Raw genomic sequence first — 24,511 nt, 5'->3', positions numbered from 1 at the left:
ATGCGCATCCATTAGCTATGCGCCTTGCGCTCCAGCATATATTTGAGAAACAGCGTCACAATCGCAATCACGGCCAGCGTCGAGGCGGCAGCAAAGGCTCCCACCGTATTGTAATCGTTGAAGAGCAATTCCACCTGAAGCGGCAATGTGTTGGTCTTGCCGCGGATAGCGCCGGAGACGATCGACGTCGCGCCGAATTCCCCCATCACCCGCGCATTACACAACACCGCCCCATAGAGCAGCGCCCATTTAATATTGGGCAGCGTGATGTAGAAGAAGGTCTGGAGTCCGGACGCTCCAAGCGAGATCGCCGCTTCCTCATCGTCATGCCCCTGCACTTCCATCAGCGGAATAAGCTCGCGCGCGACGAACGGGCAGGTCACGAACAGGCTGACGAGGAAGATCGCCGGCACCGTGAACATGATCTTCATATCATGCGCCTCGAGGAACGGCCCGAGCAGCCCCTGCGAGCCATAGAGGAACAGATAGATCACCCCCGCCACGATGGGCGAGACGGAAAACGGAATTTCCACGAAGGTGATGAGCAATCGCCGCCCCGGGAAGCGAAAGCGCGTCACCACCCACGCCACGCAGATGCCGAACACCATGTTGATCGGCACGACGACAAGCGCGGTCAGCACCGTCAGCCAGATGGCGTGAAGCGTCGAAGGCTCGGTGATCTCGCGCCAGAACACCTCAACACCGCTGCCGAAGGCATAAGTGAAGATCACCGAGAGCGGCACGCCGAGGAACAGCACCGAAAGCCCGACCGCCAGCAGGATCAGGATGACCTGCCAGATGCCCCGTTTCTGCGGACGGGCGGGCGCGGATGGGCGCCCGACAGCAAGACTAGCTACGCTCTGCATATCTGAGCTGCCATGCCTGGATGAGATTGGTGGTGAGGAGCATGAGGAAGGCGACGATCAGCATGACCATCGCCAGTGCCGCCGCGGACGGATAGTCGAATTCATCGAGCCGGATGAAGACCAGCAGCGGCGTCACCTCCGTCTTGAACGGCAGATTGCCGGAGATGAAGACGATTGCCCCGAACTCGCCGAGGCTGCGCGCGAAGGACAGCGCCGCACCTGCCAGAAACGCCGGGAAGATCATCGGCCAGATAACATGGGCGAACACCTGCCAAGGCCGCGCGCCGAGCGTCTGCGCCGCCTGCTCCACATCGTCGGACAGATCCTCCAGCACCGGCTGCACGGTGCGGATGACGAAGGGCGCGCTGGTGAACGCCATGGCGATGGCAATGCCCAGCGGCGCATAGGCCACCTTGAGGCCCATTGGCTCAAGAAACTGGCCGAACCAGCCATTGCGCGAGAACACCGTCACCAGCGCCAGCCCGGCAATTGCCGTCGGAAGCGCGAATGGCAGGTCGACAATCGCATCGATCAACCGCTTGCCCGGGAAATCATAGCGCACGAGCACCCAGGCCAGCAGCAGCCCGAACCCGGCATTGATCAGCGTCGCGATTGCCGCCGTCATCAGCGTGACACGATAGGTTGCAAGCGCACGGTCGGAGGTTACGATAGACCAGAATTCAGCAAAGCCAAGGCTCGCCGTCTTCAGCACCATCGCAAGAAGCGGAAGCGCCACGATGATGACAAGGTAAAGCAGCGCCACGCCCATGGTGAGGCCAAAGCCGGGGAGAACGGATTTTTGCCGGGGGCTTTTCATCTTTGAACCGCCGGCGGGACAGCGCCCCCCTCTGTCCTGCCGGACATCTCCCCCGCAAGGGGGGAGATTACGCTTTCATCAGCGCTCGGCCCTAATCGCAAACGTAGCATAATAGGCGATGATCGTCGTGCCAGCCAATCTCCCCCCTTGCGGGGGAGATGTCCGGCAGGACAGAGGGGGGCAACGTAGAGCGCCGGCATCTCCATTGGGTTGCTTCCCCTCACCGCGCGGTAAACAGTTGGTCCAGAATCCCGCCCTCGGCGAAATGCTCCTCGGTGACCTTCTTCCAGCCGCCGAACGCATCCTCCACCCGTACCAGCCGCACATCGGGGAACTGGTCCTTGTATTTGGCCTTGACCGTCTCATCCTGCACGCGGTTGAAATTGCGGGCGATGATGTCCTGCCCGTCCTGCGAATAGAGAAAGTTGAGATAGGCTTCCGACACGGCGCGCGAGCCGCGCTTGTCGGCCACCTTGTCCACCAGCGTCACCGGAAACTCCGAAAGCAGGCTGATGGGGGGCACGACGACATCGTACTTGTCCTTTCCGAGCTGCTTCTGCGTACCCAGCACTTCGGCCTCGAAGGTGATCAGCACATCGCCAATACCCCGCTCGGTGAATGTCGTGGTCGCCCCTCGCCCGCCGGTGTCGAACACGGGCACATGCTTGAACAGCTTGGTGATGAACTCACGCACCTTGGCGTCGTCATTGTTGAAGGCTTCCTTGGCGTAGGCCGTCGCCGCCAGATAGGTATAGCGCCCATTGCCGGAGGTCTTTGGGTTGGGGAAGATCACCTGCACGTCGTCGCGCACCAGATCGTCCCAGTTGCGGATGTTTTTCGGATTGCCCGCGCGCACCAGGAAGGCCGGCAGCGAATAATAGGGCGAGGAATTGTTGGGCAGGCGCGATTGCCACTCAGCGGGAATGAGCTTGCCCTTGTCGTGCAGCACCTGCACATCCGTCACCTGATTGAAGGTGACGACATCCGCCTCCAGCCCCTCCAGGATCGAGCGGGCCTGCTTGGACGAACCGGCATGCGATTGGTTGACGGTGATGTCCTTGCCGGTCTCGGCTTTCCACTTGGCTTCGAACGCCTTGTCGATCTGCTCATAGAGCTCGCGGCCGATATCATAGGAGACGTTGAGTATCTCCTTCGGCTCCTCGGCACGGGCCTGCCCCGCCCCCAAGGCCAAAGCCACCGCCGCATAGAGAATAATTTTCTTCATGGATCACATCCCACCCGTGGAAACCTTGGGTGTGGAATTTACCCCCACAAAGCATGAAATCAATCTAAATCATTGATTTGAATAGATAAACTACGATTGGTGCGACTTGCAGGACGTCTGTTATCAGCCGCACCGAAAAGGAGGTAATTTTTTCCAACCGCGTGGAGACAAAAAGAAAGGCTGGACGGAGCGACCACCCCATCCAGCCTGTCGTTCAATGGCAATCGCCAAAGCGCCTACCAGAAGCCACGCTGCTTCCAGCACCAGAGCACATCGTCCTCGGCCCGCTCCGTCCGTCGCTTGCGCCGCGCGGCGACTTCGTCTGTCGTATGCGCCATGGCGAAGAGCGGACGTTCCAGACAGGCCAGGAGCCTTCCCAACAGCGTCACCATGGGACGAACACCAAGATCGTAGATACGCGCCATGCCAACCTCCAAACCTTGATTTTGCCTCAAAGGTTAATCTTGTTTAAGGATGGGATCATTGAGCCCATGCGTCAATAAGCAGATAAGGCTCATGGTTTATGAAAATGGTATATATTTCGTGATTGCGGCAGAAATGCCACACCCCGCCGTGCAAAAAGCCGCCCTGGCATAACCAGAGCGGCTCCGTAATGCAGGCGTAATGAAAATCAGCCGCGGATGACCTTGAGGCCCGTATTCCAGCGCTCGAGCTCGTCGAGCACCGTCGTCGCGCTCGCCTCGATCAGCTCATTTGGCCGGAACACGCCATCCTCGCCGATGAACTGCGGGAAGCCGGGCACGGCGATCCCTTCCTGGAGCGGCACCATCTTCATATTGGCGAGGTGCAGCCGGGCAACCTGCGCAGCACGCGTGCCGCCGGAGACAAAGGCATAGCTCAAGATCGCGGCCGCCTTGTAGCTCCATTCCGACGAGAGGTAGGTGATGGCGTTCACGAAGGACGGCGGCGGCGAATAATTATATTCCGGCGTCACGAAGACGAAGGCATCCGCCGCCTCGACGCTGGCGCTCCAGGCCTTGGTATGCGGGTTTTCATATTGCTTCAGACGCGGGTGGTTCGGCTCGTCGAAAACAGGCAGCGCGAAATCCGCGAGATCCACGAGCTCCGCATCGAACTTGCCATGCTTCTGCGCGAAGCCATGGAACCATTCGGCGATCTTCGGCCCCATGCGGCCCGGTCGGGTGGAACAGATAATGATATGAAGCTTGGGTTTCATCCGGCAGTCCTTGTCCGTTTGTGGGATTTCACGAGCGAGATAACCACGCGCAAAAAAACGGACAAGAAGGCACTAAAATGTAACCGGGAGAAATAAGGACGAGTTCAGGTGAATGTGAATGGAGGGCAGTGGGCTTGCGACAGCAGTCGCCGGCAAACGCCGAAACATGCTGCCTAATCCCCCTTTCCCTTCACTCCGCCGGCGAAATCTGCGGCCGACGTCTGCGCTCGCGGCGCGGGCGGGCTTTGAAGAAGCGGACGCCGACGACCGTGGCGATAAGAGCGACGACCGTTGCGGCAATCGTGAGCCACATCAAATGAGTGCTATCCATATTGGCGAAGACTCCGGCGCCCTTCCCCGCGAGCCAGCCCGGCGCGAACATCAGCGGCGCCCAGACGGCGGCGGAAAGCACATTGGCTGTCTGGAAGCGCTTCTGGTCCATCGACATCATGCCCGCCACCAGCGGGACCGTACAGCGGATGGGACCGAAGAAACGCCCGAAGAACACGGCGGCGAAACCATAGCGGCGGAAATAGAGCCGCGCCCGCGCCACGCCCTGACGATGCCTGTTGAGCGGCCATTTATGGACGATGCTGCGCCCGACCCACCAGCCGAGCAGATAGGAAATGATATCGCCGATGACAGCGCCGATGATGGCCCCGAGGATGACGGAGAAAGGCTCTATGATGCCGGCTCCGATCAAGCCGCCGATCAGAAGCATGATCGGCGTCGCCGGGACGAACATGCCGAGAATCGCCAGCGACTCGCCAAACGCGATTAGCCCGACAATCGGCCCGGCCCATGCGCCATGCGCCGAGATGAAATGCCCCAGATCGCCCAGAAAACTTTCCATTCAGTTCCCAATCCACCCCAATAGAGCCATAGCTGACAGAGTTTAAGGAACTGTTCAGCAGTCGTCTTCCAACGCATGATCCCAAAACGCCATCGATCTCTGGATAACATCATGCGCCGCAATTGTGGCAGGCAAGGATCAAATATTGATGACAGATTGCCGCCCCCCGACATATGGCAAGCGATTACGGCGGCGGCAAGGAAGAAACGTAAAAACGCTATCGTTTCCAACCTGCTGGAAACCGGCACTTATGAAATCTGCGCATCACGTTGAGGAAATGGTGGGTGCGACAGGGATCGAACCTGTGACCCGCTGATTAAGAGTAATCGAAAGATCGGCGGAGGCATTGCAATTCCGCTATCCCGGTTTCCAATGACCCATCTGATTCCCCTCTAAAAACACGGGAACATATCGTGAATTGGAAACCAATTTCTGCCGCCTTTTTATCCGTCCTGTCCGCTGTTGTCTATACCCACGACGCCAGCGCCGGGTCATGCACTGCCGTCGCGCGCGGCGCATGCGTCATCGACGGCGACACCATCACCGTGAACCGTGAGCGCATCCGCATCGCCAACGTCGACGCACCGGAAATCAGCCGCCCGAAATGCGATGCCGAGCGCAGGCTTGGACTGGTAGCCAAGCGCCGCCTCGCGGAGTTGCTCGCGGCCGGCGAGCCTGTCATCAAGCGCGGCGATCCCGACTCAGGCCGCATCAAGGACCGCTACGGTCGCACGCTGGCGACGATAACCGTCAATGGTAAGGATGTGGGTGAGGCGCTTATATCTGAGATGTTGGCCCGGCCGTGGGGTGGCAAGCGGCGCAGTTGGTGTGAGTAACACGCCGCCTTCCGGTTTCATCATTCGGTATTGTCAATCACCAACCTAATGGTTGGTGTTGACTTAAGATTTCCTCCTTCCTTTCGGAGGGCTTTCTCGACAGCTGAAATTGCCAAGCCGATTGTGCAGGCAACCCAGAAGTGCTTCTTCTGATCCACCAACTTAAATAATTCGCGAAGTATGTCGGCAATGTATGATAGACATGCCTTATCATCGTCCGTATGACTCATCCCGCTTCCCCAAATTTTCTTTACAACTGTATTTAGAGTTGCAGGAGGTTGCGAAAGCAATATGCGTATTTTCTATTTTAGTAATCGTGGTTAAGCTTGCAATTTTAATTATTTTCGAGAATTTATAATGGTTTTAATCCGCCGCCAATGAGAAACACCACAAAGGCGGTGATGAGGCCCGATATGATCAGCCACATTATCTTTGATAGAATGCCGCTCACCTTCTCAATTTTCTTGTCGAGGTCGTCAAATCGCTTGTCCACGTTCTTCCATTTCTCATCGGTGCGCGCGTCAGCGATTTCCGATTGACGTTGCCATTGCTCCAGCGCTGTGACACGCGGCAGCAATGAGGTGAGGTGCAGTTCTACCGCGCCCATCCGAGATGGAAGGTCTGTTTCCGGTAGCATCACCAGCACCCCGCCGCTTTGCCATAGGCATTATGTCCGGCAATCCCCTGCCCTGCCGTGGTGTCATTGCCCGCGAGATAGACCGCCGTCGCGGGCTTAAGGCTTATCCGCTTCCACCCGGCGCAATTGGTCGGCGCACTCTGGCATCCCACCACCAAGCTCAAGGCAGAGGCGATAGCCGTCCATGCCAATAATCTTTTCATCCACATCGCCCCTTTTCGAGATAGCCGCTACCGTTGCCTCTGCTGCCGACAAAGCCGCTTGCTGACGGCCATGCGCAGCGCCGTAGAGATAGACAGGACCGGCAGCGAGCAACGCGCCCACCGCCGCCCCTGCGCCGATCTGCCAATATTTGAGGAGGGCCAGCATCACGTCAGCCCTAAAGCCTTGCGCACCTGCGGCATGGCCGAAATCGCATAGACCGAGAAGCCGACGACGACGACGACGAGCGCAAGCTGCACCCGCCAATCGAGCGCGCCGAATGCTGCAAGCGGGGTTGCCGCGCCCGTGGCGAGCCATGTCCAAAAGCGCTTGGATTTGGCAACGTCCTTCGCGGCCTGCTTCTTAGTGACAGGGATAGCCTTCAACGGTGCCGGGTTCGGAATATCCGAGCCGGGCGCGGCCATCCTCAAGGCTTCCGTGCGAACGCCCAGGACACGCGATGACCAACCTTTGCCGAATGTCTTCCACGTGTCGAGGCGTTGCAGGAAGGCTAGCCGATTGTCGCAAAGCTCGTGAATGACGGACGCATGAGCCTTGGCGCGCACCGCCTTGAGCGTGGCCGGGCCGATTTTGCCATCCTGCGTCACGCCAGCCACGGCTTGAAGATATTTCGCCGCCCGAGACGGACCGCTGTTCACCGCGAAATCGAACACGGCATAATCCACGCCATCCGGCAATTCAGCGCCCGCTACGGCGTCCCAGTAATGGCGGCGGTAGATGGTCGAAAGCTGCGCATCGGTGATCTTGCGCAGATCGGCCTTTGTCGCATTCGGCTTCACATAGCGGCGAAAGGTCGCCAGCGTGACGCCTTTCATGGTTGCGCCGCCCGGATCGGCGGGATTGTCGGCCCAGCCGCCCTCGTGTTTCAGGACGCACGAAAGCGCCCGCTCGAAATTGCGGTCCATGATGTTTCCTTTCGGCAATGAAAAAACCACCTCAGAGGGCGGCATAGTTGGTCAGATTGTTGGGGATGCTTACGCGGCGTCGGGCCACTCAAACACCGGTAACTCCGCCAAAAACGCCTCAACGGTCGGCTGCCCGCGCTCCCCGGCCTGCACCTTATCGAGCTCGGCCAGCGCATAGGCCCAGACCTGATCGCGCCAGGCGACAAAGGCATTAGCCTCTGCGGCCCACTGCGGCACGGTCGAGTTGACGTAGCTGGCGAGGGTAGCGCCGCTGTCATACTGCTTTTCCATCGCCCTCGCGTCGATGAGCGACTGGATCGCCGCGCGGTAGGTGCTGACCATCGCCGTCATAGCCTGCGCCTGTTTGGCCTCGGCGGTGATGATGGTGGAGGGATCAGGCGTCCACATCGGTATTATCCTCCGGCTCTGGGTCGTGCGGAATGGCAACCGGACCATCTGCCGTTACTGTAATAGGCTCTGGATAGGCCACCGCCTGCGACGGGCTAGCCCCATGCGGTAAGAGCAGCGTCAGGTTGATCTCACCGTCGATACGCTCCACAGGGCCGACGATAAATTTACAAGGGATCGTGCCTGCCGGTATGGTCGCGCCATCTGGCAGGCTCGAAAAATCATAAGGCTCACCGCTGATGGTTAGGACATCTCCGGATCTGACCACGGTGAGCGTGTCGGCCCGATACTGCGGGGATAAGGATATGCGCATCAGTACCACCTCCCCTCTGCGGTGACGGTGTAAACTACGGGGCCGATGACTGCGGATCGATAGGAAAAGCTCGTCAGTGCGGCGTACGCCGCCCCCGTATCAGGCGGGGCCTCCCAATAGACCCCATTGTCAGCCTGGGTGCCGACATCGCTGGCGACCGCTGCCGGGTAGTTGACCGAGTATTTGAGATATGGCTTGACGACAAACGCTGCCGGATAGGTCCACGGGACCGCGACACTTGTATTTATAGCCTGTGCCGGCATCGTGATGGTATACAAGCACACCTGCCATCCACCGGGGAGCCGGAGATACGATCCATTGGCATTACTGCCGACCTCAAACAATGCACCCGTGGGGATACCACCCACCTGCGACACCGTGCCGACGATGGGGCGCACAGCAGATGCGCCAGTGCCGGTGATGACAGGGATAGTACCATTGGCGGCGGTACCGCTAAGATTGATGAGCGCGCGTGCCGATGCCGTAAAGTCCGTCAGATCGAGAGTATCCTGCGCGCTGGCATATGGGAGCTTATCAGCAACCAGCGACAGAGAGCGCAGCGCATCGAGGTTTTTGCCATCAACGGCTTCCATGGCGCCAGGGCCGGTGGCGCGGAGATAACTGCCTTCGGCAAGTGTCAGGGCGGCGAGGGCTTCGAGGTTGCCGTTGCCGAGCAGTTCGATCAGCGTCGTTGTTTCAGCGGTGACACGCGCGCCGTCTGGCAAGTATCGAGCACGATAAGGCGCGTTTGTTAGGCTCGTGCCGGTCCATGGGACTGTCAGCGTCAATTTCGTGTTGGAGTCGACGCTCGCGATTACCGCCGTCAAATTCTGGATTTGCAGCGTGTCCCCGGCCCTGAATGCGGCCGTCTGGAACATGGTGCCGGTGCCGGTGACGGCTGTCGATCCGTTGGCGAGCGTGATCGTCCCGCTCGTGTAGTCGGGCAAAACGGCCATGCGTTCTCCTTCCCGCTGGGCGCGGATTGTGTAGAGGTGGGGTTCATTGGCGGGTGAGTTAGCGCTATACGCGCTGGAGAATGGCTTGCAGTTGGATGCAGTTGTCGGCGGAATCGATCTCGGCTTGCAGGGCTTGCCGTTCCGCCTCGATCAAGGCCAACCCCTTATGCATTTCATGGTGCTTTTCGATGATGATCGCTGCTTCCGCCGCATGGGGAACCAAAGGTGTTGACCATCCCCCGCATCCGGCCAGCGCCGCCGCATATTTCACGGCGTACAGCGCGGCCTTTGGCCCAAGAGCGGCCTCGATGCGCGGCGCAAACAACTCATCCAGATGAGCGCGCGCCGCTTTCCGCTCCTTATCCATGTCCTTTTTCAAGGTGATTTTCATCGAGCGGTTACCTCCATCGAAAATGGCAGCGTGGGCCATGCGTCAATGCTGATGCGATAGGTACCCGTATTGTCGGCGGTGAATTCCAGCGCGCCGCCGGATACCTCATAGCCTTCTCCGTCGATGGTGACGGTTGCGCCATCCGGGATGCCAGAGATGATGGCGTTCTCCTTTCCATCTGCCTGGATTTCGGTGCGCGATATGGTGATAGCAGGACGAGCCGTAAGGCAGCCTGCGACCACATAGTAATTTTGCGATATGCGCATCGGGTCCGCGTCTACATCATGGACGATGCATTGATAGCCCTGCTGCCGTAGATTGGCCGTATATGCATCAACATCGGTGTTGAGCGATATCCACTGGATACGCCCCTCGGAATTATGGACGATAATCATGATGCCTCGTTGTAGGTGACGACGAAGGATGCTGATGGAACGGTCTGCAAAGTCCAAAGACAGTAGATGTAGAGCGCTGTCGTCGTGCTCTGCCACCATATGGCCGGCTCACGGAATGCTGTGCTCCCCGATGTTCCAAGTTGCATGGTGAACGCAGCTTCGCGCGCGCCATTGGATCGAATCCCCATACAGTAGCAAAGGGGCGGCGCGCTAAACGGTGCCGGGAAATTCACCACGGCGCGATTATAGCTAGTCGGCATCGGGCCGCCCTGGTTGTAAGCCTGAAACGACACCACACCCCTATCGTAGATCGGCTGCTGCGCCCCGGCGGGGGAAAACGCTAGTGCCGCTTCGCCCTCCTCGATCTGCCTTCCCGGCTTGGCCAGATAGACGCCCGTTGCGTTGATCCGTGCGATGGTCATTTCACGGCCTCATCGTGATGACTTGCGCGCCGCGAACCGAATTCGGGACCGGAAAATTGATGTAAAGTGTGGTTGCATCGACGGCCACGAAGAAGTGGTTTTGGATGCCACCATTGCTGCTATAGAAGGCCTTCGCCGGGAACGAACGGTTGTCCTCGCCGTCATAGCGACCGAAAGCATACAGGCGCGGCACGAAGCCAAGATTGATGATTGGGACGGTTCGCGCTGGCTGAGCAGAGTCAAACGGCACAAAAATGCTTTGGATGACTTGCGGATACACAACCCGCTCATCCAAAAGCAATTGTGCCTGCGTTGCCGTATCCACGTCCACATTAGGGACCGAGACACGAAATATCCCCTGCCCCAGATTGAGTTTCCCACGCTTGATCATGCCGCCACCCTGAAGGCGAAATAGGAGATATCTACCGGCAAGTTAAACGACCCCGTGGTGAGGAGGATGCCATCGGCGCGCACGCTGGCGACTGGGTTGTTACTGGTCCACGGTACCACGCTATACCACCAGCCGCCGCTGGAAGATTTGGCCATGAGGAGGGTCATCGGAACATAACCAGGGTCGGGCCACGAAACAATTCTCGTGTCAGTTCCAGCGGTTGATACGGTTGCGACACCACTATCGTAAATGACGAGGTTCGACGGGTAAACGCTGTCGAAGACAACCGCGTTTACCGGCAGATTGAGGTTGTTGGCGTCGTACCCCGGCTTCACGATCCGAAGCCGCTTGATGCCATTCACGTCTTTCAAAAAACCTAAACTCATTGGAACCACTCGATTGAACCGGCTGAAAAGTCGATTTTGAAACGACCATCAGGGGACGTTCCTATCCCAGCTCTAAACTGCCCGATATTCGCAAGGTTGAGCGTCACCACCCCGTTCTGGATGACGAACGGAGCCACGGCATTTGTTCCGTCTGATACGCTGAACTGGTCAGCAATGACGGATACCCGGCTCGTGTTGTTGTTCACGTCGATAAACCAGCCGGCCTGCTTCCAGGTATCACCAGAACCGACGCGGCCATACATCGCGATACGGGAGGAAAAGCCACTCGGTGCCGCAACAGTTTCCATGCGGAATGTCGCGCCGGCCAGTGTCCCATCTTTCGATGCGTTGAGATCGAGCACGGCATTGGAAATGGCGGTTATGTCGGTTCCAATCCCGTCAACTCGGGTCTGAAGTAAATTGGTAATCGCGGATTGCGCGGCGATCTGGCCTTCAGCGGTAAGGAGGGCCGAGTTGAATGTGACCAACTGCTGCACGATGGTGCTGTTCGGCCCGGTCGCGACATAGATGTCCTCGCGCCATTCCGCCCTCGCTTTTCCGAATGTGCTCCCAACCTCGCGCCGGATCGACTGACGATCAAGATAGGCGCTGTTGTGATTGTCTGCCGTGTGCGTGGCCTGCTCTTCTGCCTGCCGGATCAACTCGCGCACTTGCGGGCCGATCCAGTCGACATAGCCTTTTAGGGCGGTGTCGAGATCAGCATAATCGACCGGGCTTTCTTCACCGCCTGTATCGAGCGTCGTGAACCGCTTCCATGCCGACCAGGCGACGGGCCGCGTGCCGCTGGCGACCCTGAGACGCGTACGCACTTCCCAGTCGGTCAGACTGGTCAGACCTTCGACAAGCTGTACGACCGTCACATCCGCCGTGGCGTAATGCGTAAACACCTGCGTCGTGTCGCTCACCGGCACATACTGGATATCAACGCCGGCAACGCTCAAATCCGTTATCAGGTCCCAGATCAGGCGAGCGCCGGGCAGTTGTTGCCCTGTCGAACCGATGATCTTGTTCGGGAGCACGTCGAACCCTTGGACTTCAGCAAGGTAATCAGGGTCACCCACGGGCGTCGGGATTGGCGGGTTGGTCACATAGGCAGTTGGGTCAAAGATGCCGTCTCCGACCTCTTGCAAGGTCACGGTCACATCGCGCGTTCCGTCAGCGCCCAAGGCCCCAAGCGACTTGGTGAGCACCTGAAACGATTTGGTGAAATTGTACCGATCGGATTGCCAGCTTATCCACTGCCCAACCTTCACCTCCAGAAATTTGGGATGGATGCAGAGATTTGCGTTTGCCTGATAGCGCGATGCTCGAATGGCGATATCAGCCAGCCGGTCCCCTACCCTATGGTCTGTGACGGCGGTGTACGACACCTTTGACGCCTTGCGCTCACCATCTTGTGCCAAGGCAATCGCGTCAATGCGGGTGGCGAGCGGTACAGTCTCATAAAAGGCATCGGCGCTGACGTAGGTGCCGGCAACCGTGTTTACCAATTCCGATGTTGGACGATACAGCGACAGCGAGAACGGCTTGTCAAAGTTGATGTCGTCGTCGGTGAACGTGGCGACCACCGCCTGATTTGCTCCGACGATCGGATATTCGCCAGTGACCGATTCCACCCAAGACCCGGCGCAACCTTCCCTGAGCGGGGTCATGTTACTGTCGTGGGTGACGCCATCGCCCGAGGATGCAATCAGGGCAGCGGTATAGCGCTTGCTGCCGTCCGGCATGCCTTCGTCGCAGATGTTCATGGCGGTGAACCAGAAATCGAGCGGAAGGCTGCTTGCCGCCGCACCCCGGCCAACCATGAGTTCCGTGCCGTTGTAGATGCCGCGTTCCAAATTATACATCATCACGGCATTGTTGTCGGAATACTCCCAAGTATCCTGATTGTTCCAGCGATGCGCGCCGGAACCACCGACGGTCGTATCCTTGCGCGGATCGTAAAGCGGCGCGCCGCGGATCTCGAACATGAGGCCCGGCACAGAAGTTAGATTGTCGGCCTCCATCCTCGATGTGACGACAACATAGGAGATGCCAGCGCCGCGGTGATCGGCGGTCCAGCGGCCTGCCGGGTTGGCATGGGCGATCAGTTGCGGATCGGCACTTTGATCCATCCGACCGGTATAATGGCGCACCCAGACTTCGCCGCCCTCATGCACATCGAGAACCTTACGGCCCCATTTGTCACCGTATTTCGTCTCTTCGTTCGGGGCGAGATTCTTCCATTCGCCGTCCATCTGGACGCGATTAAGACCCATCGTCCTGAAATTCGAGACGATGAACACATCCTGCACCATCCGGTTGCCCTTGCCGAAGGCGTTCCGGTAGACGTGATGGCCCATCGTGCCATAGGTGCCCATGCCGACTTCACGGGCGAGGTTTTCGCCATATTGCGTCTCGGTCTTGGATGCCTGTGCTTTAGGCTTCTCCGCGAAGATCGATGTCAGAGCATATTTCGCCGCCGCGGCGAGTCCGCCGAGAACGATATTCGCAAGGACTGTCCCGCCGAACAGCCACGATGCGGCGCTGCCGATCCCGACAACAATCGAAACAGGATCCGCCGCCGCAGGCGTCGCCAGCAGCGCAAAAAGCACAACAATGATGTATTTCATCAGGTGACCTTGAAAGCCTTGGTAGCCATCGTGCGGGGGATGAAGCGCAACCCGTCATCGGCCTTCAGGGCGAAACCGTATTCGGTGAAATAGCCGGCGGTGCTGTCGTAGATGCCCACATCGCCGCGCATGGCTATGGCTTGCGGGATTTCTTCAAAATGGCCGGCAAGCACGGACGCCAGATCGGCATGCCCCAATTTCTTGATCAGCCGGTAGGCGCCGGTCTTGGATTTGTATTTGCCGCGGATGTCGGCGGCATAGTCCGTCCCTGTCATCGCCTCGATGGCGTCCGCAACAGTCAGCAAACAATCGCTCTCGCCCCAGACGCAAGGCGTGCGGAGATGGCGCTCCGTCACCACGACGAGGCGTTTTTCCCAATCCAGATGTTTCATGTGTATTGCCTTAACCGTGCGCCGCGAGGTTAGCTGCGCTGATAGGGGTAAACAGCGGAGGGCGCCATGGAATTCACGGTCCAGGATATCACCAAGTTCGACGCGGACAGCGATCTGGTTGGCGCGAAAGTCGAATTCAACCTGCCCGATGCCGTGGGCGAACTCGATGTTCTTCAAGGAGTTTCAGTTTCTCTTCGGGTATCAATCCACGCCGATACAACCCTCGGGCAGATCGAAGAGATTCTTCTGAATAAAGCTTTGGATCAGCTACGCGCCGTACTTGCAAAGTGTGAAGGCAAGACAGCACGAGAGCTTCGTGTTCAGTCAGAGGATTTTGCATCATCGCTTCTCCCGGACATGGGTTGAATTCAGGGTGCCGTGATGTTGAAGTTTTCGCGCTTGATGACGGAGGCGTATTCGAAAAACTTGTCGTCAGGCGAAACCAGTTGCTGGTCCTCATGGGAGGCGGAGCGGTAGCCGTCCCGGTGGTTTTCAAGCGCCGCTGTTTCGATGTTGGCGCTGAGATAGAATTCGCCGTTGTCGAGCTTGTGGTCGATGGTATCGATATAGCCGCGGTACATCGGCTCGACGTGGAGCAAAGCCCGCGTGTCTGGATCAAAATAGGCGTCGTAGAGGATGACGGGTTTGCCCTTGTAGTCGAGGCTTTCAATCTGGGCGAGCTTGTCAGGCGTGACGCCGAAATCCGCCGCCGTTGGCATCTTCATGGTGATCGGAAGCGCCGCCGTTCCGGTCTGGTATCCAGGCTCATCGACTGAGATAAGCTGGTTCGGGATATAGGTGTGGCCGTTCCAGACAAGCTCGCTGGCGCCGTTCCACATGTACCAGGCTCCAGTTCCGAATAGGAAGTCGCCAAGCGAGCGCACGACGACGCGCCCTTCCACGAGGAGCTGCTGTAGGCGGGGAGGAAAAGCCATTATTGCGGAACCTCGATAAGCTGGAAACTGACCGTTGGATATCGCTCGTCACCCAGCTTGTACGATCCCGGAATCATCCGGGTATTCATCTCCGGGTTTTTGAACCGAACGGTCGCCCCGGGCACGATGAAGCTCATGACGGGCGGATCAACCGTCACTGTGAGTTGCGTGCTTACCGCAGTCGCGCCAGCGGTGATCCTCACCATCTGGCGATAAGCGCCGGTCGCGAATGAAATCCGGTCTCCCGGCATCAGTATCAGGCCCGGAGAGACGTTCTGGATGACAACCGTTCGCCCATTCGTCACAGCCCCCATCGTCCCTGTCGCGCTGACAATGGGGCTGTTGGGGTTGTCCCAATATGCTTGGGGCACCGTTTTATCGAGCGGGTTGAACACGACCGTTAGATGGCCGCGCCTGACCAGCGAAATGAAGGCTTCGACTTTCGCGAGATCAGCGTCATAGAGCGGCGCCGTTTCAATATCGACGGTCCAAAAGGAATCGCCGTACTCCACGAATGCGATGGCTTTCTCGCCGTATCGGGACACGGAAACCTGATCGTTCAAGATTGGGCGTCCGAGCCGGTAGAGGACATCAGGCAAACTTACCATCAGGCAATCCCCCGGCGTCCGGCTTGCTGCGAATCTCGCCTGATCCGCATAGCGCCGGTTTTATCGTAGGATTTGATCGCGGCTTGCGATTCCCCCCGTGCGACGCTTTTCACAAAGGCTTGCAGATTGCCATTGTTATCGACAGACACGCCAACGGTGACGTGTGTGCTTTGTGGTTGATTATTATTGGACGCGCCCGACGCCATGACGCCAAGTTGTCCGGCGCTGTTCCTGCGAAGCGGGAGAATGCCTTCCGGTCCCGCCTCACCCATCAGTCCGGTGCGACCGCCTGACATGGGGAATTGCGTGGGGCTACCAACGATGCCACCGGTGGCGAATGGAATGACATTGCCGCCAGAGAAAGCGCCGCCGTTCGCCATGCGCATACCTGCCCATGGATCAACAGCGCCGCCCCCGCCACCGCCGAACATGCCGAGAAGGCTAGATAGGAAGCCGCCCCCGCCACTTCCCGCGCCGTTCACCTGCATGATTGCGTCGATGACATCATTGAGCAGTTTGTCTGTGATTTTGTCCAAAACGCTGATCGCGACATTGCCCAGATCCTGCCAGGAGAGCTTTCCATCGTCCAACGCGCTTCGGAAATCAGAGAATACGCCCTTCAAAACGTCCTTCTGGAAATCATAGGCATCGGTGAGGCGCTTGGTTTCTGCCTCAGCCGCCGCCATGCCAGCAGCGAGACCCATCAACTCTTCCTTCTGCTTCGGCGTGAGTTTGATGTTGTCGTTTGCCGCTTGGTTGAGCAGGTCTTGTTCAAACCGGAGGCGGCTGGCGGCCTGTTCCGTAAGCCCAATGACGCTCGCCTCCAATTGCTGCGCCGCGATGAACTGGTTCGCGCTGCGAACGATCTCATCATAGCTGTTTTTGGTTTTCGCCGCGGCTTTGTCAGTCTCACCTAGGGCGAGCGCGGCGCTGGTGGATGCATCCGTTACTTTGGCGATGGATGCCGCCGCGCTTCCGGCGCTTTCAGCAACGCCGCCGAAGCGGTCGCCTATATAATCGCGGTTGAAATCCTTGTTGAACGTTGCCGTTGCGCCGCTCAATGAGGATTTTTCAGCGTCCGTCAGGTCGCTTTTCATCGAAGACAAATCGAGCCCCGGGATGATCGTCATCCCATTGATTGCGAGCGCGGGCTTCTCGAATTCAGAGACGAGGCTGTTGTATGCCTGTTTGCCAAGGGCGCTGAACAGTGTGGGCAAATTCCTCCACTGCTCCATCACGACATGATAGCCGCCGACGAATGCGCCGATAACCGCATTGGCTGCGCCCTTTGCCGTCGCCACGACATCAACGCCAAAGACCTCCTTGATATCGTCCCGGAAGACGTAAAGCGCCGTGATTATTGTCGTGATCGCGACGAGGATGGCACCCAACGGATTTGCTGCAATGGCAACAGTGATCGCGGTGAATGCTGCAACGCCAGCAGTCCCGATCGCAACGAAACCAGCAGCCATCATGGATAGAATGGTTGGCGCGAACGCGACGAGAAGCGCGGCGCCGACGACCTTAACTACACCAACGAGCCGCCCCATGTTGTCGGCAGTGAATTTCATTGCGACGACAAGCCCATCGGAAAGCGCGCTGGACGATCCTAGTATTTCCGACTGAAGTGCCGACCAGACGCGGCCAGCCTGAAAACTGGGAGACGCTTCCATTTTTGCGAAAGCTTCTGCCGTCGCCCCGGCTTTGTCGCCCATCTGCTCTAGGATTGCTGTGAAATCGACGCCAGCCTGTCCAGAGAGAGCCATAATAGGAACAAGCGCCTCGACGCCACCAAATAGCAGAGACAGCGCCTCTGTGCTCCCGCCAGTCTTTTTCTGGATATCTCCAATGAAGCCAGCAAAGCCCTTCGAGGCAAGTCCGGCCGCTGAAAAATCAAGTCCAAGCGCATTTGCGGCCTTTGATGCTTCAACCGTCGGCTTTGCAACGGCAGCCAGGATCGCTCTCACGCCCGTCACGGCTTCCGACGTGGCAATACCTCCTTTTGTGAGCGCCGATATCGAGGCGACTAGTTCATCAAAGGTAACGCCGGTTTGTGCCGCCAGCGGCGCGACTTGACCGAGGGAGGACGAGAGTTCCCCGATTGTGGTCTTGCCAGCCCTCATGCCTACAAAGAGCGCATCGGAAACCGCCGTAGCCCCTTCGACCTTACTGCCGTATGCGTTCAAAACGCTGGTTAGGCCGTCGGCCGCCGTGGTGACGCTGGTCACGCCTCCAACAGCCAAAAGGTTCGCAGCCGTGAGAGTATCGGTGGCCTGCGCTGCGCTTGACGCGCCTGCGCTGATGATCTGGTAAAAGGCTTTCGCCTGCGGCGCGCCGCCACCCCCAAATGCTGCGGCCTGTTTGAGCGCGGCCTGTTCCAGCCCCTGCATGTCAAACGTTGCCGTATCAACGAGCGTGGATACCTCCGCAAGTGCGTCCTGGAAGGCGAACGCGGGGCTTAATGAGAATGCCGCTGCCATCGCGACGCCGAAAGCCGCTCCTGCGGAAGCCATCTGGCGCATTCCAGCGGCGGCAATACGCGACGACGCCCCCATGACGCGGACATTGTCATTGGCAACCGCCGCTTGGCTCGCCACGCCCTTGATGCTGCGCCCAGCTTCCTTCGCTGCGGAATCCACGCCACGAAAAGCACGGGGCGCTTCACGGCCAAATGCCTCTGACTTCTTGCGACCGTCGGCTAGACCGCGATCCAATTCAGTCAGATCTGCCTTCACCCGAACCGTGACGAGACCTGCAACGTCCATGGCTTTACCTTTCATATGGTGTGCGATAGCGTCCCGCCGTTGGGAAACGGGAGGGGATGGGATGCGATCTGTTGTTGGGTTATTGATTTCGGCTGCGGCCTTGTCGGCATGCAGCTATGAGCCTCCGAAAGAGGCGTTTGCCTGCGGGGGCGACTACAAGGACGGCGGCGTTACCATCGCGAGAGAACAGTCATCCTGCCCATGGCCGTTCGATACCGACAAGATGACGATCATCTGCAAGTCGCATGACGATGTTTACGCGCGAATCGATGGGAAAGATTATGCCTTGAACGGCTTTGCAATGGTTCATGGCGGCCATGACCCGAAACCCATATGGCTTCCCGATCCAGATCCTATCCTTGCCAATGCAGGGATGAAGGTGAACATCAGCCCGTATCTAGACGCGGCTCTGGCGCTATGCAAATAAGAAAAAGCGCCCTACGGGGCGCTTATTTTGACCAAGTGATGTCTGCGCATTCGAGTGATGCAAGGATTGATTCCGCGAACACCGATGCCAGACGTTTCGCATTCCGACCAATGAATGGCTCGCCAATATCGCTTATGCCTTCAAACGTGCCCAGAAGCTGGACATGATATTCTTCGCTTCTCGGGCGGGCGCAAACGGCGACTTCAATGCCCCTGACCTTGCCCGCCCGATATCGCATTTCCCAAACATCATCCGACATTAAGCGGGTTCACCTTTCGGCCCGAACAGATCGCCCTCGACGATATCGATGTTCAGCATCTTGCCGAGCCGAACAATACCCTTTGCTGTGAATTTGAGGCTTTCCCGCAACCCTTCGGAACCGTCCGGCTTTGTATACGGAGACGCCTTGTTAAGCACGAGTCCGGCTTTTTGCTTTTCGGCATAGCAAAGAAGCACTCTCGTCCCTGGCTGGCGGTACGCCCACCCGATCTGCTGAATATAGGCCGTGAACTTCTTTTCCTCCATCTGGAGGATTTTAGCGGCAACCCTGACGCCAAATAGATTATCAGCGCCAGCAATGCGGTCGAGCGTTGCGACTTCCTTCTCCATCACCCCCATTTCGCGCTTCATGTCCTCGATCTGCAAAGCATACCCCTGTGTGAGCTGGAGCAGCATGTGTGGGTTGGCGGTAAGGTCCGCAATCGTGATGGACGGCTGGGCATTATAGCCGCCGGTCTTGCGGATCGAAGGCAGCACATCGTGGAAAACCCATCGCTGAAACCGAGCGATGCGATTCAGGAGCCGGTCATCCATCTTCTTCGTGGACCGGCGCTGAATGATGGCTCTGTACAGACCGGGTTCGGAAATAATCGTCATCTCCTGATCGCCGGAGGGGGTGGGCACAATATGCCCACCCCTCTCGTCATCATCCAGACGGCGGGCCATGTCCTTGGCAACGGAATAGCCCAGTTCGGCTGCCACATCACTTGCAACGAACCAGTATTCTCCATCTCTCTCGATAATACGAATGTTCCGCCCGTCGAACTGGTACGGCATTACGCTCTTGCGCTCGCCGGATGTGATGTGCATATCAATCTTTGTCATTGCCGGGTTTCCTTTCGTGGATCGGCATTGGAACTGACCATCGCGCTAACGATGGCCGGGCGACGTGACAGCGGGGCCGCTTCCAGGCAAAACCCCGCCGTCACGGATCAGGCGCATCCAAGCACCCGAACAGTTGTTTTCTAAATTAGCGATTTCGAATGGTTTTGGGGTTAGTCCACCAACCGGGGGATCGACTGCTTGTTTTCGGCGATCATGCGCCAACGGCCGGCAATCTCTTCCAGCCGGGTCAAAACGTTCCTGACGGCGAAGTCGAAACGATCACTCTCTGCCGAATTGAGCTTGATCGTGATCAGGCCGTCATTCTTTTCGGCATGCGTATAGTGAGCGTCAAACAGATCGACTACGATACCGGCCATGGCCCGCGCGTCGAACAGAGGGCATTCCATATCTAGGAAGCCATCTGCCAATCTTTCTTTTCTCGCTCGCAATGCGTTGACGGATTCCGTGGCGAAGGTTTCTGGATTTGCATTGCCAGCCATCACGCCACCTCCAGCATTTTGGCTGCGCCGCCAGTGATGACGGGCTGCGGAGTTGCCGGAACAGCGAACGCAGCGCCAGTGTCACGCTCGCCCCTTGCGAGGAATGCAGCGACATCGGGGTTCCGTGGAATGGATGAAAGCAGTATAATGCGATTAGCCATGATCGAAGCTCCACTTCGGTTTGGGTTAGGGCCGGGGTGGGATTCCAGTCCCGTTTCGGCCCGCTTGCTTTTTAAACACGTTGTAGTTATACGTAGTGTGATTAATGCTGTCAACTACGGATAACTACAAACAATGCAAAAAAGCGTTCCAATATCATTCCGCCTGCCGCCAGACACGAAAGAGGCTCTCGAAAAAGCCGCTAAGGACGATTTACGCTCCGTTTCATCGCTGATGGAGAAGATCGTCACGCAATGGCTCAGGCAGGGAGGCTATCTAAAGGACTGACTGGACAACATCCCCACGATTTGCTTCATTCCTCGCCGTCAGTGGGGGCAATCATGAATTTAAGACTTCTATCCATCGGAGCCATTTCGTTGGCTTTCTCCGGGTGCCAAACCCAGCCATCGTGGACCCCACCCCCGCCCAGACAACTTGCTCAAGCTCCATTTCCGTCTGCGCCTGATGGATTCTTCGTCACCAAATATCCAGATGGTTCTGGATGGGTAGGTAGAAGCCCCGACATTCTGGCTGACCACTGGTCGATAGACTGCGCTATCGACCAGATGGCGGATAAGCGGAAATGCTCGATCACGTCAAAGAGCGGCGGTCCATTCATCTACTATGGTTTCTCATCCTCCCCGCAATCGGTTTGTATTCTCGGGCACGATTTCCCAGGTCGAAGCGGGCAGATCCGCATTGATAAGGGAGCGCCGATAACCACCGACACCGATGGGTGCGTTCCCGCAAGCCGCGTCATCGGCCAGATGAAAACCGGGACCACCTTCCTTTCTCGTTGGGTGAAATGGCCTTACGATTATTCGAGGGACGACAGTGTTTCTCTCGACGGTTTGAATAAAGCCATGTCTGTCGTTGCGGAAATTCAAAAAGGCAATACGCAATGACCAAAGCCGATCTACGCGAAATGGAACTCCGTATGATCACGAAAATCGGCGGTATGCTGGTGGTGGCGGTCGGCGTTCTGGCCGCGATTAAGTTCTTTGGTTAATGCCTCACGGCAAGTAGCCCGCCCTGCCGCGACTGGCAGACCGATGGGCTACCTAAAGGGCGATTGACCATCTGCGCAAAACTGTTGCCGCCGCGCTGAATCTGGTTATGGTTCGCAAATTCGGGGACACGGCGGACAACGTTCATGGACAAGGCGATTGAGGCGGTACTGACAGCCATCGGCAATAATCCATGGCTCATTGCCCTGTTTGCCATTTTCGTCCTTCTGCTGCATTATGGGCCAGCCTATATAACAGCCATATCGAACGCGCTCTCCCAGAGGCGCCGGGACGATGTGGAGCTTCTTGAGAAAGAGGCAAAGCTTAAGGCCAAGTTGCTGGCCTTGAAAGAGAAGGAGAAGGACAATGCTTGAATGGGTTTCGGCAATTCTGCTGATTGCCGTAAGCTACGCCCTGCTTCGTTTCGGTCTATGGCTGCTGAAAATTCACCATTCCAGCCATGAGCAGTACGTGGACGCAGCAAGGGCTTTTTACGTGGAAGCAAATAACCTGTTGCAGAGAGACGATCTCTCGAAGGGAGATATCGAATTTATAGACGATATGGCGTCGACCATAAATAATCCGCGTGCGGCATTTCTCTTCTTGGAGTTCCTTAAAAAGAAGTCAAAACCTTCGCGGAGACCCAAAGCTTCACTTTCTCCTCTCAGCGATCATTTGAAGAACGAGCATTTCAATCTGAATTACCTTTGGTTTACTGCCGTTACCGCGAACTCCCCGTTCGTTGGTTCGTTGGTTCGTGTGACGATAGCTCAGCAAAACATCCCGAATGCGGTGCGCGAGACCTCTCACAAAGCCAACGTGATGCACCAGGAAAACCACAATGGGCGGCTAGCCCACGCCTAACCGCCACCTCCCGCTTCTCCTATTGACCTCCAAGCCCCGCTTCGGCGGGGTTTTCTTTATCTCGACTCCCGGTTGCGACTCGGTTTCATTGCCCCCGGTGGAGCAGATCAAGCTTTTCATCAATGAGCTTTTTCGCGAGGTCCTCCCACATTCGGGAGCGCTTTAGTACGCGGCGCATCACAAAGTAGTTGACTACTGAAATTACGGCGACAGAGACACTGAGGGCGACGGTTAAATCCATGGAGAATTCTTTCGGAGGGGGCATGTCAGAAAACGAGCAGACAGGTCAAATTGATCCAGACCCAGCTATCATCGTGAGTTTGGTGATCGCAGCCGTCGCCGCTATTGGGACGATTGGGCAGGCTGCCGCAGCATTCCAGGCCAATAAAATTGCTCGCCAAGCGGCTCGGCGCAGCCTGTTGGAGGATTCGCTGATTGATCATATTCGCGATACAATCCGACGAACTGAAAGGTTCCTTAAGCTAATCGGGAGGAATGAAATTGGAGCCATCCCCGCATCGTCCCAAATATACCGGTTTGGGAATTCGCCCCTTTTGCTGGATCGCCAGCAATTCGAGGAATTCTCCCAGCTTTCGGATGCCCTTTTCGCTGATGCTCGGTTTATCCAGAGTTCCGTGTTGGGAATCCTCCAGCACACACCAGAGCGCGCCCATCAGATAGGCGTTGAGATTTTATCCGAGCAACGAAATACTGCTGAAAAATTGAACAGCTTAAACAAGGGTGACCACTCCCTCGGAGAAGCCCTTAACGAAGTTCTAGGCATGCTTCGAGCATACGAGCGTATTTTGGACAGACTCAATCGCAGCAACTGAGTACCGGCCGCACATAGGCATCACGCCAAACTATTTTGCCATCGATTCAACCATTCAGAAATAAGGCTGTATCTTCGGTCAGCCCGCTCACCATAGATGACAGCCTACTTTTCGGGCCTGTGGCGTCGGTGATCGCGTCCACGTACCCCCTGGAAGTGCGCTCACCTCCAGCGGCGATCTCCCTACGGATCGCCGCCTTCTTTTTCTCATCCATCTCTCATCCCTTTTCATTTCTGCTCGAACATTGCGTCGAACAGATCGAACGTCATCGGCCTGCTCGACACATGCGGCTTCGATCTTATGCCGCCAGAAGATTGATGGCTGTCGCTCAAGTCCGCGAGAATGACCCGATCCATTGCCCGGATCGCGCCGCGAAATGAGGCTATCTCGTCCAGATCGACAATGCCCATCTCTTCGCAGCGCCGGCTGATCGCGGAGCCGGGTATCGGTCCCGCTGCGAAACCAATCTGCCTTTCGGTCGATAGTTCCCAGAAGGCTGAAATCCATTCCTCGTACCCGGCCAATATTGGCGGGCAATAGAGGTTTTCGGGAATGGTCTCGCCGCGTTCTTCGTGCCTTTCAATCAGGCTTTCGGCGCGGTCGCCCCACTCTATTTGCCAGCGGGCGACCTCTTGGAGTTTTTTTCCAGTTCGCCTTGCGCCTGGGATGTCCCGCGATCAACGATCTGTGCGGCATAAGTCACGGCATCAGCGAATGGCGCGAAATCCGGGTTCGTCAGCCATTCCTTGGCAAGCTCGGCGTCGTAGGGAAGCGCTACGCCGCCATTTGTGAGGCCGTCCCACTCAAGAAGAACGGCTTCATGCAACACTTCACCGAAAATGACCAATGCGACGGCTGGCTTGATCGAACCATCGCGCTCGCGCTGATCACGCGGAACCTTGCGTTCTTTGCGGGAACGAAGCGCTATAACGGTTGAACTCGATAATCCGCGAACACGAAGCCGCATATCACCCATGCCGGGGATGTCATCGACCCATTGCCCGGCGTTTGCCGCTGCGGAATCGCGCTTGAGGGATTGGATTTCCATTTAGTTCTCCTTGAA

General features: G+C 57.4%; 37 protein-coding genes. 9 read left to right on the top strand and 28 right to left on the bottom strand.

Features of this window, described 5'->3' with window-relative positions; all coding sequences use genetic code 11:
• Nucleotides 1-11: 11 nt before the first annotated feature.
• From cysW to IEX53_RS15695, 6 genes are all read right to left on the bottom strand, one after another.
• Nucleotides 12-866: a sulfate ABC transporter permease subunit CysW gene (cysW, locus tag IEX53_RS15720; protein WP_188825128.1), complete on the bottom strand. Its 855-nt coding sequence runs from the start codon at nucleotides 864-866 to the stop codon at nucleotides 12-14.
• Nucleotides 850-1,683: a sulfate ABC transporter permease subunit CysT gene (gene cysT / locus IEX53_RS15715; RefSeq protein ID WP_188825127.1), complete on the bottom strand. Its 834-nt coding sequence runs from the start codon at nucleotides 1,681-1,683 to the stop codon at nucleotides 850-852. Before cysT ends, cysW begins: the two co-directional genes overlap by 17 nt.
• Nucleotides 1,684-1,903: 220 nt before the next feature.
• On the bottom strand, nucleotides 1,904-2,908 hold the full coding sequence (locus IEX53_RS15710) for a sulfate ABC transporter substrate-binding protein (protein ID WP_188825126.1): 1,005 nt from the start codon (nucleotides 2,906-2,908) through the stop codon (nucleotides 1,904-1,906).
• Nucleotides 2,909-3,144: 236 nt separating this feature from the next.
• Nucleotides 3,145-3,333 (bottom strand): hypothetical protein, encoded by a 189-nt coding sequence (locus IEX53_RS15705; RefSeq protein WP_188825170.1) that lies wholly within the window; start codon nucleotides 3,331-3,333, stop codon nucleotides 3,145-3,147.
• Nucleotides 3,334-3,539: 206 nt separating this feature from the next.
• Nucleotides 3,540-4,106, bottom strand: coding sequence for an NADPH-dependent FMN reductase (locus IEX53_RS15700; protein WP_188825125.1), 567 nt, complete (start codon nucleotides 4,104-4,106; stop codon nucleotides 3,540-3,542).
• 190 nt (nucleotides 4,107-4,296) lie between these two features.
• On the bottom strand, nucleotides 4,297-4,959 hold the full coding sequence (locus IEX53_RS15695) for a DedA family protein (protein ID WP_188825124.1): 663 nt from the start codon (nucleotides 4,957-4,959) through the stop codon (nucleotides 4,297-4,299).
• Between the two features lie 111 nt (nucleotides 4,960-5,070).
• On the opposite strand from IEX53_RS15695, the gene IEX53_RS15690 reads away from it, so the two are divergent.
• Together IEX53_RS15690 and IEX53_RS15685 are read left to right on the top strand one after the other, a co-directional pair.
• Complete coding sequence (locus IEX53_RS15690; RefSeq protein WP_188825123.1) at nucleotides 5,071-5,232, top strand: hypothetical protein; 162 nt, start codon at nucleotides 5,071-5,073, stop codon at nucleotides 5,230-5,232.
• A gap of 140 nt (nucleotides 5,233-5,372) precedes the next feature.
• A complete protein-coding gene (locus tag IEX53_RS15685) occupies nucleotides 5,373-5,795 on the top strand; it encodes a thermonuclease family protein (RefSeq protein ID WP_188825122.1) in 423 nt (140 codons plus the stop codon).
• 352 nt (nucleotides 5,796-6,147) lie between these two features.
• On the opposite strand, the gene IEX53_RS15680 is transcribed toward IEX53_RS15685, so the two are convergent.
• From IEX53_RS15680 to IEX53_RS15620, 13 genes are all read right to left on the bottom strand, one after another.
• The gene (locus IEX53_RS15680; protein ID WP_373288668.1) at nucleotides 6,148-6,435 is read right to left on the bottom strand and encodes a hypothetical protein; all 288 of its coding nucleotides are present in this window, start codon (nucleotides 6,433-6,435) and stop codon (nucleotides 6,148-6,150) included.
• Between the two features lie 93 nt (nucleotides 6,436-6,528).
• A complete protein-coding gene (locus IEX53_RS15675) occupies nucleotides 6,529-6,801 on the bottom strand; it encodes a hypothetical protein (RefSeq protein ID WP_188825121.1) in 273 nt (90 codons plus the stop codon).
• Nucleotides 6,801-7,559, bottom strand: coding sequence for a glycoside hydrolase family 108 protein (locus IEX53_RS15670; protein WP_188825120.1), 759 nt, complete (start codon nucleotides 7,557-7,559; stop codon nucleotides 6,801-6,803). Before IEX53_RS15670 ends, IEX53_RS15675 begins: the two co-directional genes overlap by 1 nt.
• A gap of 69 nt (nucleotides 7,560-7,628) precedes the next feature.
• On the bottom strand, nucleotides 7,629-7,967 hold the full coding sequence (locus IEX53_RS15665; RefSeq protein WP_188825119.1) for a hypothetical protein: 339 nt from the start codon (nucleotides 7,965-7,967) through the stop codon (nucleotides 7,629-7,631).
• Nucleotides 7,954-8,280 carry a hypothetical protein gene (locus IEX53_RS15660; protein ID WP_188825118.1) on the bottom strand — a complete coding sequence of 109 codons (327 nt, stop codon included), beginning with the start codon at nucleotides 8,278-8,280 and terminating at the stop codon, nucleotides 7,954-7,956. The genes IEX53_RS15665 and IEX53_RS15660 overlap by 14 nt, the downstream gene beginning before the upstream one ends.
• Nucleotides 8,280-9,236, bottom strand: coding sequence for a hypothetical protein (locus IEX53_RS15655; RefSeq protein WP_188825117.1), 957 nt, complete (start codon nucleotides 9,234-9,236; stop codon nucleotides 8,280-8,282). The genes IEX53_RS15660 and IEX53_RS15655 overlap by 1 nt, the downstream gene beginning before the upstream one ends.
• Before the next feature lie 64 nt (nucleotides 9,237-9,300).
• Entirely contained in the window at nucleotides 9,301-9,627 is a 327-nt protein-coding gene (locus IEX53_RS15650) for a hypothetical protein (RefSeq protein ID WP_188825116.1), read from the bottom strand.
• On the bottom strand, nucleotides 9,624-10,022 hold the full coding sequence (locus IEX53_RS15645) for a hypothetical protein (protein WP_188825115.1): 399 nt from the start codon (nucleotides 10,020-10,022) through the stop codon (nucleotides 9,624-9,626). The genes IEX53_RS15650 and IEX53_RS15645 overlap by 4 nt, the downstream gene beginning before the upstream one ends.
• Entirely contained in the window at nucleotides 10,019-10,444 is a 426-nt protein-coding gene (locus IEX53_RS15640; RefSeq protein WP_188825114.1) for a hypothetical protein, read from the bottom strand. Before IEX53_RS15640 ends, IEX53_RS15645 begins: the two co-directional genes overlap by 4 nt.
• A gap of 1 nt (nucleotide 10,445) precedes the next feature.
• A complete protein-coding gene (locus tag IEX53_RS15635; RefSeq protein ID WP_188825113.1) occupies nucleotides 10,446-10,835 on the bottom strand; it encodes a hypothetical protein in 390 nt (129 codons plus the stop codon).
• Nucleotides 10,832-11,221: a hypothetical protein gene (locus tag IEX53_RS15630; protein WP_188825112.1), complete on the bottom strand. Its 390-nt coding sequence runs from the start codon at nucleotides 11,219-11,221 to the stop codon at nucleotides 10,832-10,834. The genes IEX53_RS15635 and IEX53_RS15630 overlap by 4 nt, the downstream gene beginning before the upstream one ends.
• Nucleotides 11,218-13,854, bottom strand: a complete 2,637-nt coding sequence (locus tag IEX53_RS15625; RefSeq protein ID WP_188825111.1) for a phage tail protein — start codon at nucleotides 13,852-13,854, stop codon at nucleotides 11,218-11,220. The genes IEX53_RS15630 and IEX53_RS15625 overlap by 4 nt, the downstream gene beginning before the upstream one ends.
• Nucleotides 13,854-14,246 carry a DUF6950 family protein gene (locus IEX53_RS15620; RefSeq protein WP_188825110.1) on the bottom strand — a complete coding sequence of 131 codons (393 nt, stop codon included), beginning with the start codon at nucleotides 14,244-14,246 and terminating at the stop codon, nucleotides 13,854-13,856. Before IEX53_RS15620 ends, IEX53_RS15625 begins: the two co-directional genes overlap by 1 nt.
• A gap of 66 nt (nucleotides 14,247-14,312) precedes the next feature.
• Between IEX53_RS15620 and IEX53_RS15615 the strand changes: the two genes are divergently transcribed.
• The gene (locus IEX53_RS15615) at nucleotides 14,313-14,612 is read left to right on the top strand and encodes a hypothetical protein (protein WP_188825109.1); all 300 of its coding nucleotides are present in this window, start codon (nucleotides 14,313-14,315) and stop codon (nucleotides 14,610-14,612) included.
• A 2-nt stretch (nucleotides 14,613-14,614) separates the two neighbouring features.
• Here the strand turns inward: IEX53_RS15615 and IEX53_RS15610 are convergent, their stop codons facing one another.
• From IEX53_RS15610 to IEX53_RS15600, 3 genes are read right to left on the bottom strand one after another with little or no spacing between them, the layout of a single operon-like run.
• Nucleotides 14,615-15,181 carry a hypothetical protein gene (locus IEX53_RS15610; RefSeq protein ID WP_188825108.1) on the bottom strand — a complete coding sequence of 189 codons (567 nt, stop codon included), beginning with the start codon at nucleotides 15,179-15,181 and terminating at the stop codon, nucleotides 14,615-14,617.
• Complete coding sequence (locus IEX53_RS15605; protein ID WP_188825107.1) at nucleotides 15,181-15,744, bottom strand: hypothetical protein; 564 nt, start codon at nucleotides 15,742-15,744, stop codon at nucleotides 15,181-15,183. Before IEX53_RS15605 ends, IEX53_RS15610 begins: the two co-directional genes overlap by 1 nt.
• Nucleotides 15,745-15,788: 44 nt before the next feature.
• Nucleotides 15,789-18,569, bottom strand: a complete 2,781-nt coding sequence (locus tag IEX53_RS15600; RefSeq protein ID WP_188825106.1) for a phage tail tape measure protein — start codon at nucleotides 18,567-18,569, stop codon at nucleotides 15,789-15,791.
• Nucleotides 18,570-18,615: 46 nt separating this feature from the next.
• On the opposite strand from IEX53_RS15600, the gene IEX53_RS15595 reads away from it, so the two are divergent.
• On the top strand, nucleotides 18,616-18,981 hold the full coding sequence (locus IEX53_RS15595; RefSeq protein WP_188825105.1) for a DUF2511 domain-containing protein: 366 nt from the start codon (nucleotides 18,616-18,618) through the stop codon (nucleotides 18,979-18,981).
• A gap of 22 nt (nucleotides 18,982-19,003) precedes the next feature.
• On the opposite strand, the gene IEX53_RS15590 is transcribed toward IEX53_RS15595, so the two are convergent.
• The 4 genes from IEX53_RS15590 to IEX53_RS15575 form a co-directional block, all read right to left on the bottom strand.
• Nucleotides 19,004-19,240, bottom strand: coding sequence for a hypothetical protein (locus IEX53_RS15590; protein WP_188825104.1), 237 nt, complete (start codon nucleotides 19,238-19,240; stop codon nucleotides 19,004-19,006).
• A complete protein-coding gene (locus IEX53_RS15585) occupies nucleotides 19,240-20,085 on the bottom strand; it encodes a phage antirepressor (protein ID WP_188825103.1) in 846 nt (281 codons plus the stop codon). The genes IEX53_RS15590 and IEX53_RS15585 overlap by 1 nt, the downstream gene beginning before the upstream one ends.
• Nucleotides 20,086-20,255: 170 nt before the next feature.
• On the bottom strand, nucleotides 20,256-20,585 hold the full coding sequence (locus IEX53_RS15580) for a hypothetical protein (protein WP_188825102.1): 330 nt from the start codon (nucleotides 20,583-20,585) through the stop codon (nucleotides 20,256-20,258).
• Nucleotides 20,585-20,746 (bottom strand): hypothetical protein, encoded by a 162-nt coding sequence (locus tag IEX53_RS15575; RefSeq protein WP_188825169.1) that lies wholly within the window; start codon nucleotides 20,744-20,746, stop codon nucleotides 20,585-20,587. The genes IEX53_RS15580 and IEX53_RS15575 overlap by 1 nt, the downstream gene beginning before the upstream one ends.
• Before the next feature lie 133 nt (nucleotides 20,747-20,879).
• On the opposite strand from IEX53_RS15575, the gene IEX53_RS15570 reads away from it, so the two are divergent.
• The 5 genes from IEX53_RS15570 (at nucleotide 20,880) to IEX53_RS15545 (ending at nucleotide 23,448) form a co-directional block, all read left to right on the top strand.
• Nucleotides 20,880-21,032 carry a type II toxin-antitoxin system antitoxin gene (locus tag IEX53_RS15570; protein WP_188825101.1) on the top strand — a complete coding sequence of 51 codons (153 nt, stop codon included), beginning with the start codon at nucleotides 20,880-20,882 and terminating at the stop codon, nucleotides 21,030-21,032.
• Nucleotides 21,033-21,085: 53 nt separating this feature from the next.
• Nucleotides 21,086-21,649: a hypothetical protein gene (locus IEX53_RS15565; protein WP_188825100.1), complete on the top strand. Its 564-nt coding sequence runs from the start codon at nucleotides 21,086-21,088 to the stop codon at nucleotides 21,647-21,649.
• A gap of 248 nt (nucleotides 21,650-21,897) precedes the next feature.
• On the top strand, nucleotides 21,898-22,125 hold the full coding sequence (locus IEX53_RS15555) for a hypothetical protein (protein ID WP_188825099.1): 228 nt from the start codon (nucleotides 21,898-21,900) through the stop codon (nucleotides 22,123-22,125).
• Nucleotides 22,118-22,615: a hypothetical protein gene (locus IEX53_RS15550; RefSeq protein WP_188825098.1), complete on the top strand. Its 498-nt coding sequence runs from the start codon at nucleotides 22,118-22,120 to the stop codon at nucleotides 22,613-22,615. The genes IEX53_RS15555 and IEX53_RS15550 overlap by 8 nt, the downstream gene beginning before the upstream one ends.
• A 263-nt stretch (nucleotides 22,616-22,878) precedes the next feature.
• A complete protein-coding gene (locus IEX53_RS15545; protein ID WP_188825097.1) occupies nucleotides 22,879-23,448 on the top strand; it encodes a hypothetical protein in 570 nt (189 codons plus the stop codon).
• A gap of 227 nt (nucleotides 23,449-23,675) precedes the next feature.
• On the opposite strand, the gene IEX53_RS24450 is transcribed toward IEX53_RS15545, so the two are convergent.
• Together IEX53_RS24450 and IEX53_RS15535 are read right to left on the bottom strand one after the other, a co-directional pair.
• On the bottom strand, nucleotides 23,676-24,032 hold the full coding sequence (locus IEX53_RS24450; RefSeq protein ID WP_444542150.1) for a phage tail assembly chaperone: 357 nt from the start codon (nucleotides 24,030-24,032) through the stop codon (nucleotides 23,676-23,678).
• 26 nt (nucleotides 24,033-24,058) lie between these two features.
• Nucleotides 24,059-24,496 carry a phage-derived protein YdaY family protein gene (locus tag IEX53_RS15535; protein WP_188825095.1) on the bottom strand — a complete coding sequence of 146 codons (438 nt, stop codon included), beginning with the start codon at nucleotides 24,494-24,496 and terminating at the stop codon, nucleotides 24,059-24,061.
• Nucleotides 24,497-24,511 lie beyond the last annotated feature (15 nt).

It is taken from the genome of Paramesorhizobium endophyticum (genome assembly GCF_014640615.1).
GTDB lineage: Bacteria > Pseudomonadota > Alphaproteobacteria > Rhizobiales > Rhizobiaceae > Paramesorhizobium > Paramesorhizobium endophyticum.
The sequence above is the reverse complement of the archived record's forward strand: the minus strand, read 5'-3'. Positions and strand labels throughout refer to the sequence as shown.

Bases quoted from the DNA above. Each gene is read 5' to 3' on its own strand.
- IEX53_RS15565 (WP_188825100.1), top strand. From the start codon at position 21,086: ATGAATTTAAGACTTCTATCCATCGGAGCCATTTCGTTGGCTTTCTCC.
- IEX53_RS15660 (WP_188825118.1), bottom strand. From the start codon at position 8,280: ATGCGCATATCCTTATCCCCGCAGTATCGGGCCGACACGCTCACCGTG.
- IEX53_RS15555 (WP_188825099.1), top strand. From the start codon at position 21,898: ATGGACAAGGCGATTGAGGCGGTACTGACAGCCATCGGCAATAATCCA.
- IEX53_RS15620 (WP_188825110.1), bottom strand. From the start codon at position 14,246: ATGAAACATCTGGATTGGGAAAAACGCCTCGTCGTGGTGACGGAGCGC.
- IEX53_RS15630 (WP_188825112.1), bottom strand. From the start codon at position 11,221: ATGAGTTTAGGTTTTTTGAAAGACGTGAATGGCATCAAGCGGCTTCGG.
- IEX53_RS15575 (WP_188825169.1), bottom strand. From the start codon at position 20,746: ATGGCTAATCGCATTATACTGCTTTCATCCATTCCACGGAACCCCGAT.
- cysW (WP_188825128.1), bottom strand. From the start codon at position 866: ATGCAGAGCGTAGCTAGTCTTGCTGTCGGGCGCCCATCCGCGCCCGCC.
- IEX53_RS15585 (WP_188825103.1), bottom strand. From the start codon at position 20,085: ATGACAAAGATTGATATGCACATCACATCCGGCGAGCGCAAGAGCGTA.
- IEX53_RS15625 (WP_188825111.1), bottom strand. From the start codon at position 13,854: ATGAAATACATCATTGTTGTGCTTTTTGCGCTGCTGGCGACGCCTGCG.
- IEX53_RS15595 (WP_188825105.1), top strand. From the start codon at position 18,616: ATGCGATCTGTTGTTGGGTTATTGATTTCGGCTGCGGCCTTGTCGGCA.
- IEX53_RS15580 (WP_188825102.1), bottom strand. From the start codon at position 20,585: ATGGCTGGCAATGCAAATCCAGAAACCTTCGCCACGGAATCCGTCAAC.
- cysT (WP_188825127.1), bottom strand. From the start codon at position 1,683: ATGAAAAGCCCCCGGCAAAAATCCGTTCTCCCCGGCTTTGGCCTCACC.
- IEX53_RS15710 (WP_188825126.1), bottom strand. From the start codon at position 2,908: ATGAAGAAAATTATTCTCTATGCGGCGGTGGCTTTGGCCTTGGGGGCG.
- IEX53_RS15695 (WP_188825124.1), bottom strand. From the start codon at position 4,959: ATGGAAAGTTTTCTGGGCGATCTGGGGCATTTCATCTCGGCGCATGGC.
- IEX53_RS15670 (WP_188825120.1), bottom strand. From the start codon at position 7,559: ATGGACCGCAATTTCGAGCGGGCGCTTTCGTGCGTCCTGAAACACGAG.
- IEX53_RS15570 (WP_188825101.1), top strand. From the start codon at position 20,880: ATGCAAAAAAGCGTTCCAATATCATTCCGCCTGCCGCCAGACACGAAA.
- IEX53_RS15645 (WP_188825115.1), bottom strand. From the start codon at position 10,022: ATGATTATCGTCCATAATTCCGAGGGGCGTATCCAGTGGATATCGCTC.
- IEX53_RS15675 (WP_188825121.1), bottom strand. From the start codon at position 6,801: ATGCTGGCCCTCCTCAAATATTGGCAGATCGGCGCAGGGGCGGCGGTG.
- IEX53_RS15655 (WP_188825117.1), bottom strand. From the start codon at position 9,236: ATGGCCGTTTTGCCCGACTACACGAGCGGGACGATCACGCTCGCCAAC.
- IEX53_RS15615 (WP_188825109.1), top strand. From the start codon at position 14,313: ATGGAATTCACGGTCCAGGATATCACCAAGTTCGACGCGGACAGCGAT.
- IEX53_RS15550 (WP_188825098.1), top strand. From the start codon at position 22,118: ATGCTTGAATGGGTTTCGGCAATTCTGCTGATTGCCGTAAGCTACGCC.
- IEX53_RS15665 (WP_188825119.1), bottom strand. From the start codon at position 7,967: ATGTGGACGCCTGATCCCTCCACCATCATCACCGCCGAGGCCAAACAG.
- IEX53_RS15610 (WP_188825108.1), bottom strand. From the start codon at position 15,181: ATGGCTTTTCCTCCCCGCCTACAGCAGCTCCTCGTGGAAGGGCGCGTC.
- IEX53_RS15690 (WP_188825123.1), top strand. From the start codon at position 5,071: ATGCGCCGCAATTGTGGCAGGCAAGGATCAAATATTGATGACAGATTG.
- IEX53_RS15650 (WP_188825116.1), bottom strand. From the start codon at position 9,627: ATGAAAATCACCTTGAAAAAGGACATGGATAAGGAGCGGAAAGCGGCG.
- IEX53_RS15590 (WP_188825104.1), bottom strand. From the start codon at position 19,240: ATGTCGGATGATGTTTGGGAAATGCGATATCGGGCGGGCAAGGTCAGG.
- IEX53_RS15535 (WP_188825095.1), bottom strand. From the start codon at position 24,496: ATGGAAATCCAATCCCTCAAGCGCGATTCCGCAGCGGCAAACGCCGGG.
- IEX53_RS15700 (WP_188825125.1), bottom strand. From the start codon at position 4,106: ATGAAACCCAAGCTTCATATCATTATCTGTTCCACCCGACCGGGCCGC.
- IEX53_RS15705 (WP_188825170.1), bottom strand. From the start codon at position 3,333: ATGGCGCGTATCTACGATCTTGGTGTTCGTCCCATGGTGACGCTGTTG.
- IEX53_RS15545 (WP_188825097.1), top strand. From the start codon at position 22,879: ATGTCAGAAAACGAGCAGACAGGTCAAATTGATCCAGACCCAGCTATC.
- IEX53_RS15600 (WP_188825106.1), bottom strand. From the start codon at position 18,569: ATGAAAGGTAAAGCCATGGACGTTGCAGGTCTCGTCACGGTTCGGGTG.
- IEX53_RS15640 (WP_188825114.1), bottom strand. From the start codon at position 10,444: ATGACCATCGCACGGATCAACGCAACGGGCGTCTATCTGGCCAAGCCG.
- IEX53_RS15635 (WP_188825113.1), bottom strand. From the start codon at position 10,835: ATGATCAAGCGTGGGAAACTCAATCTGGGGCAGGGGATATTTCGTGTC.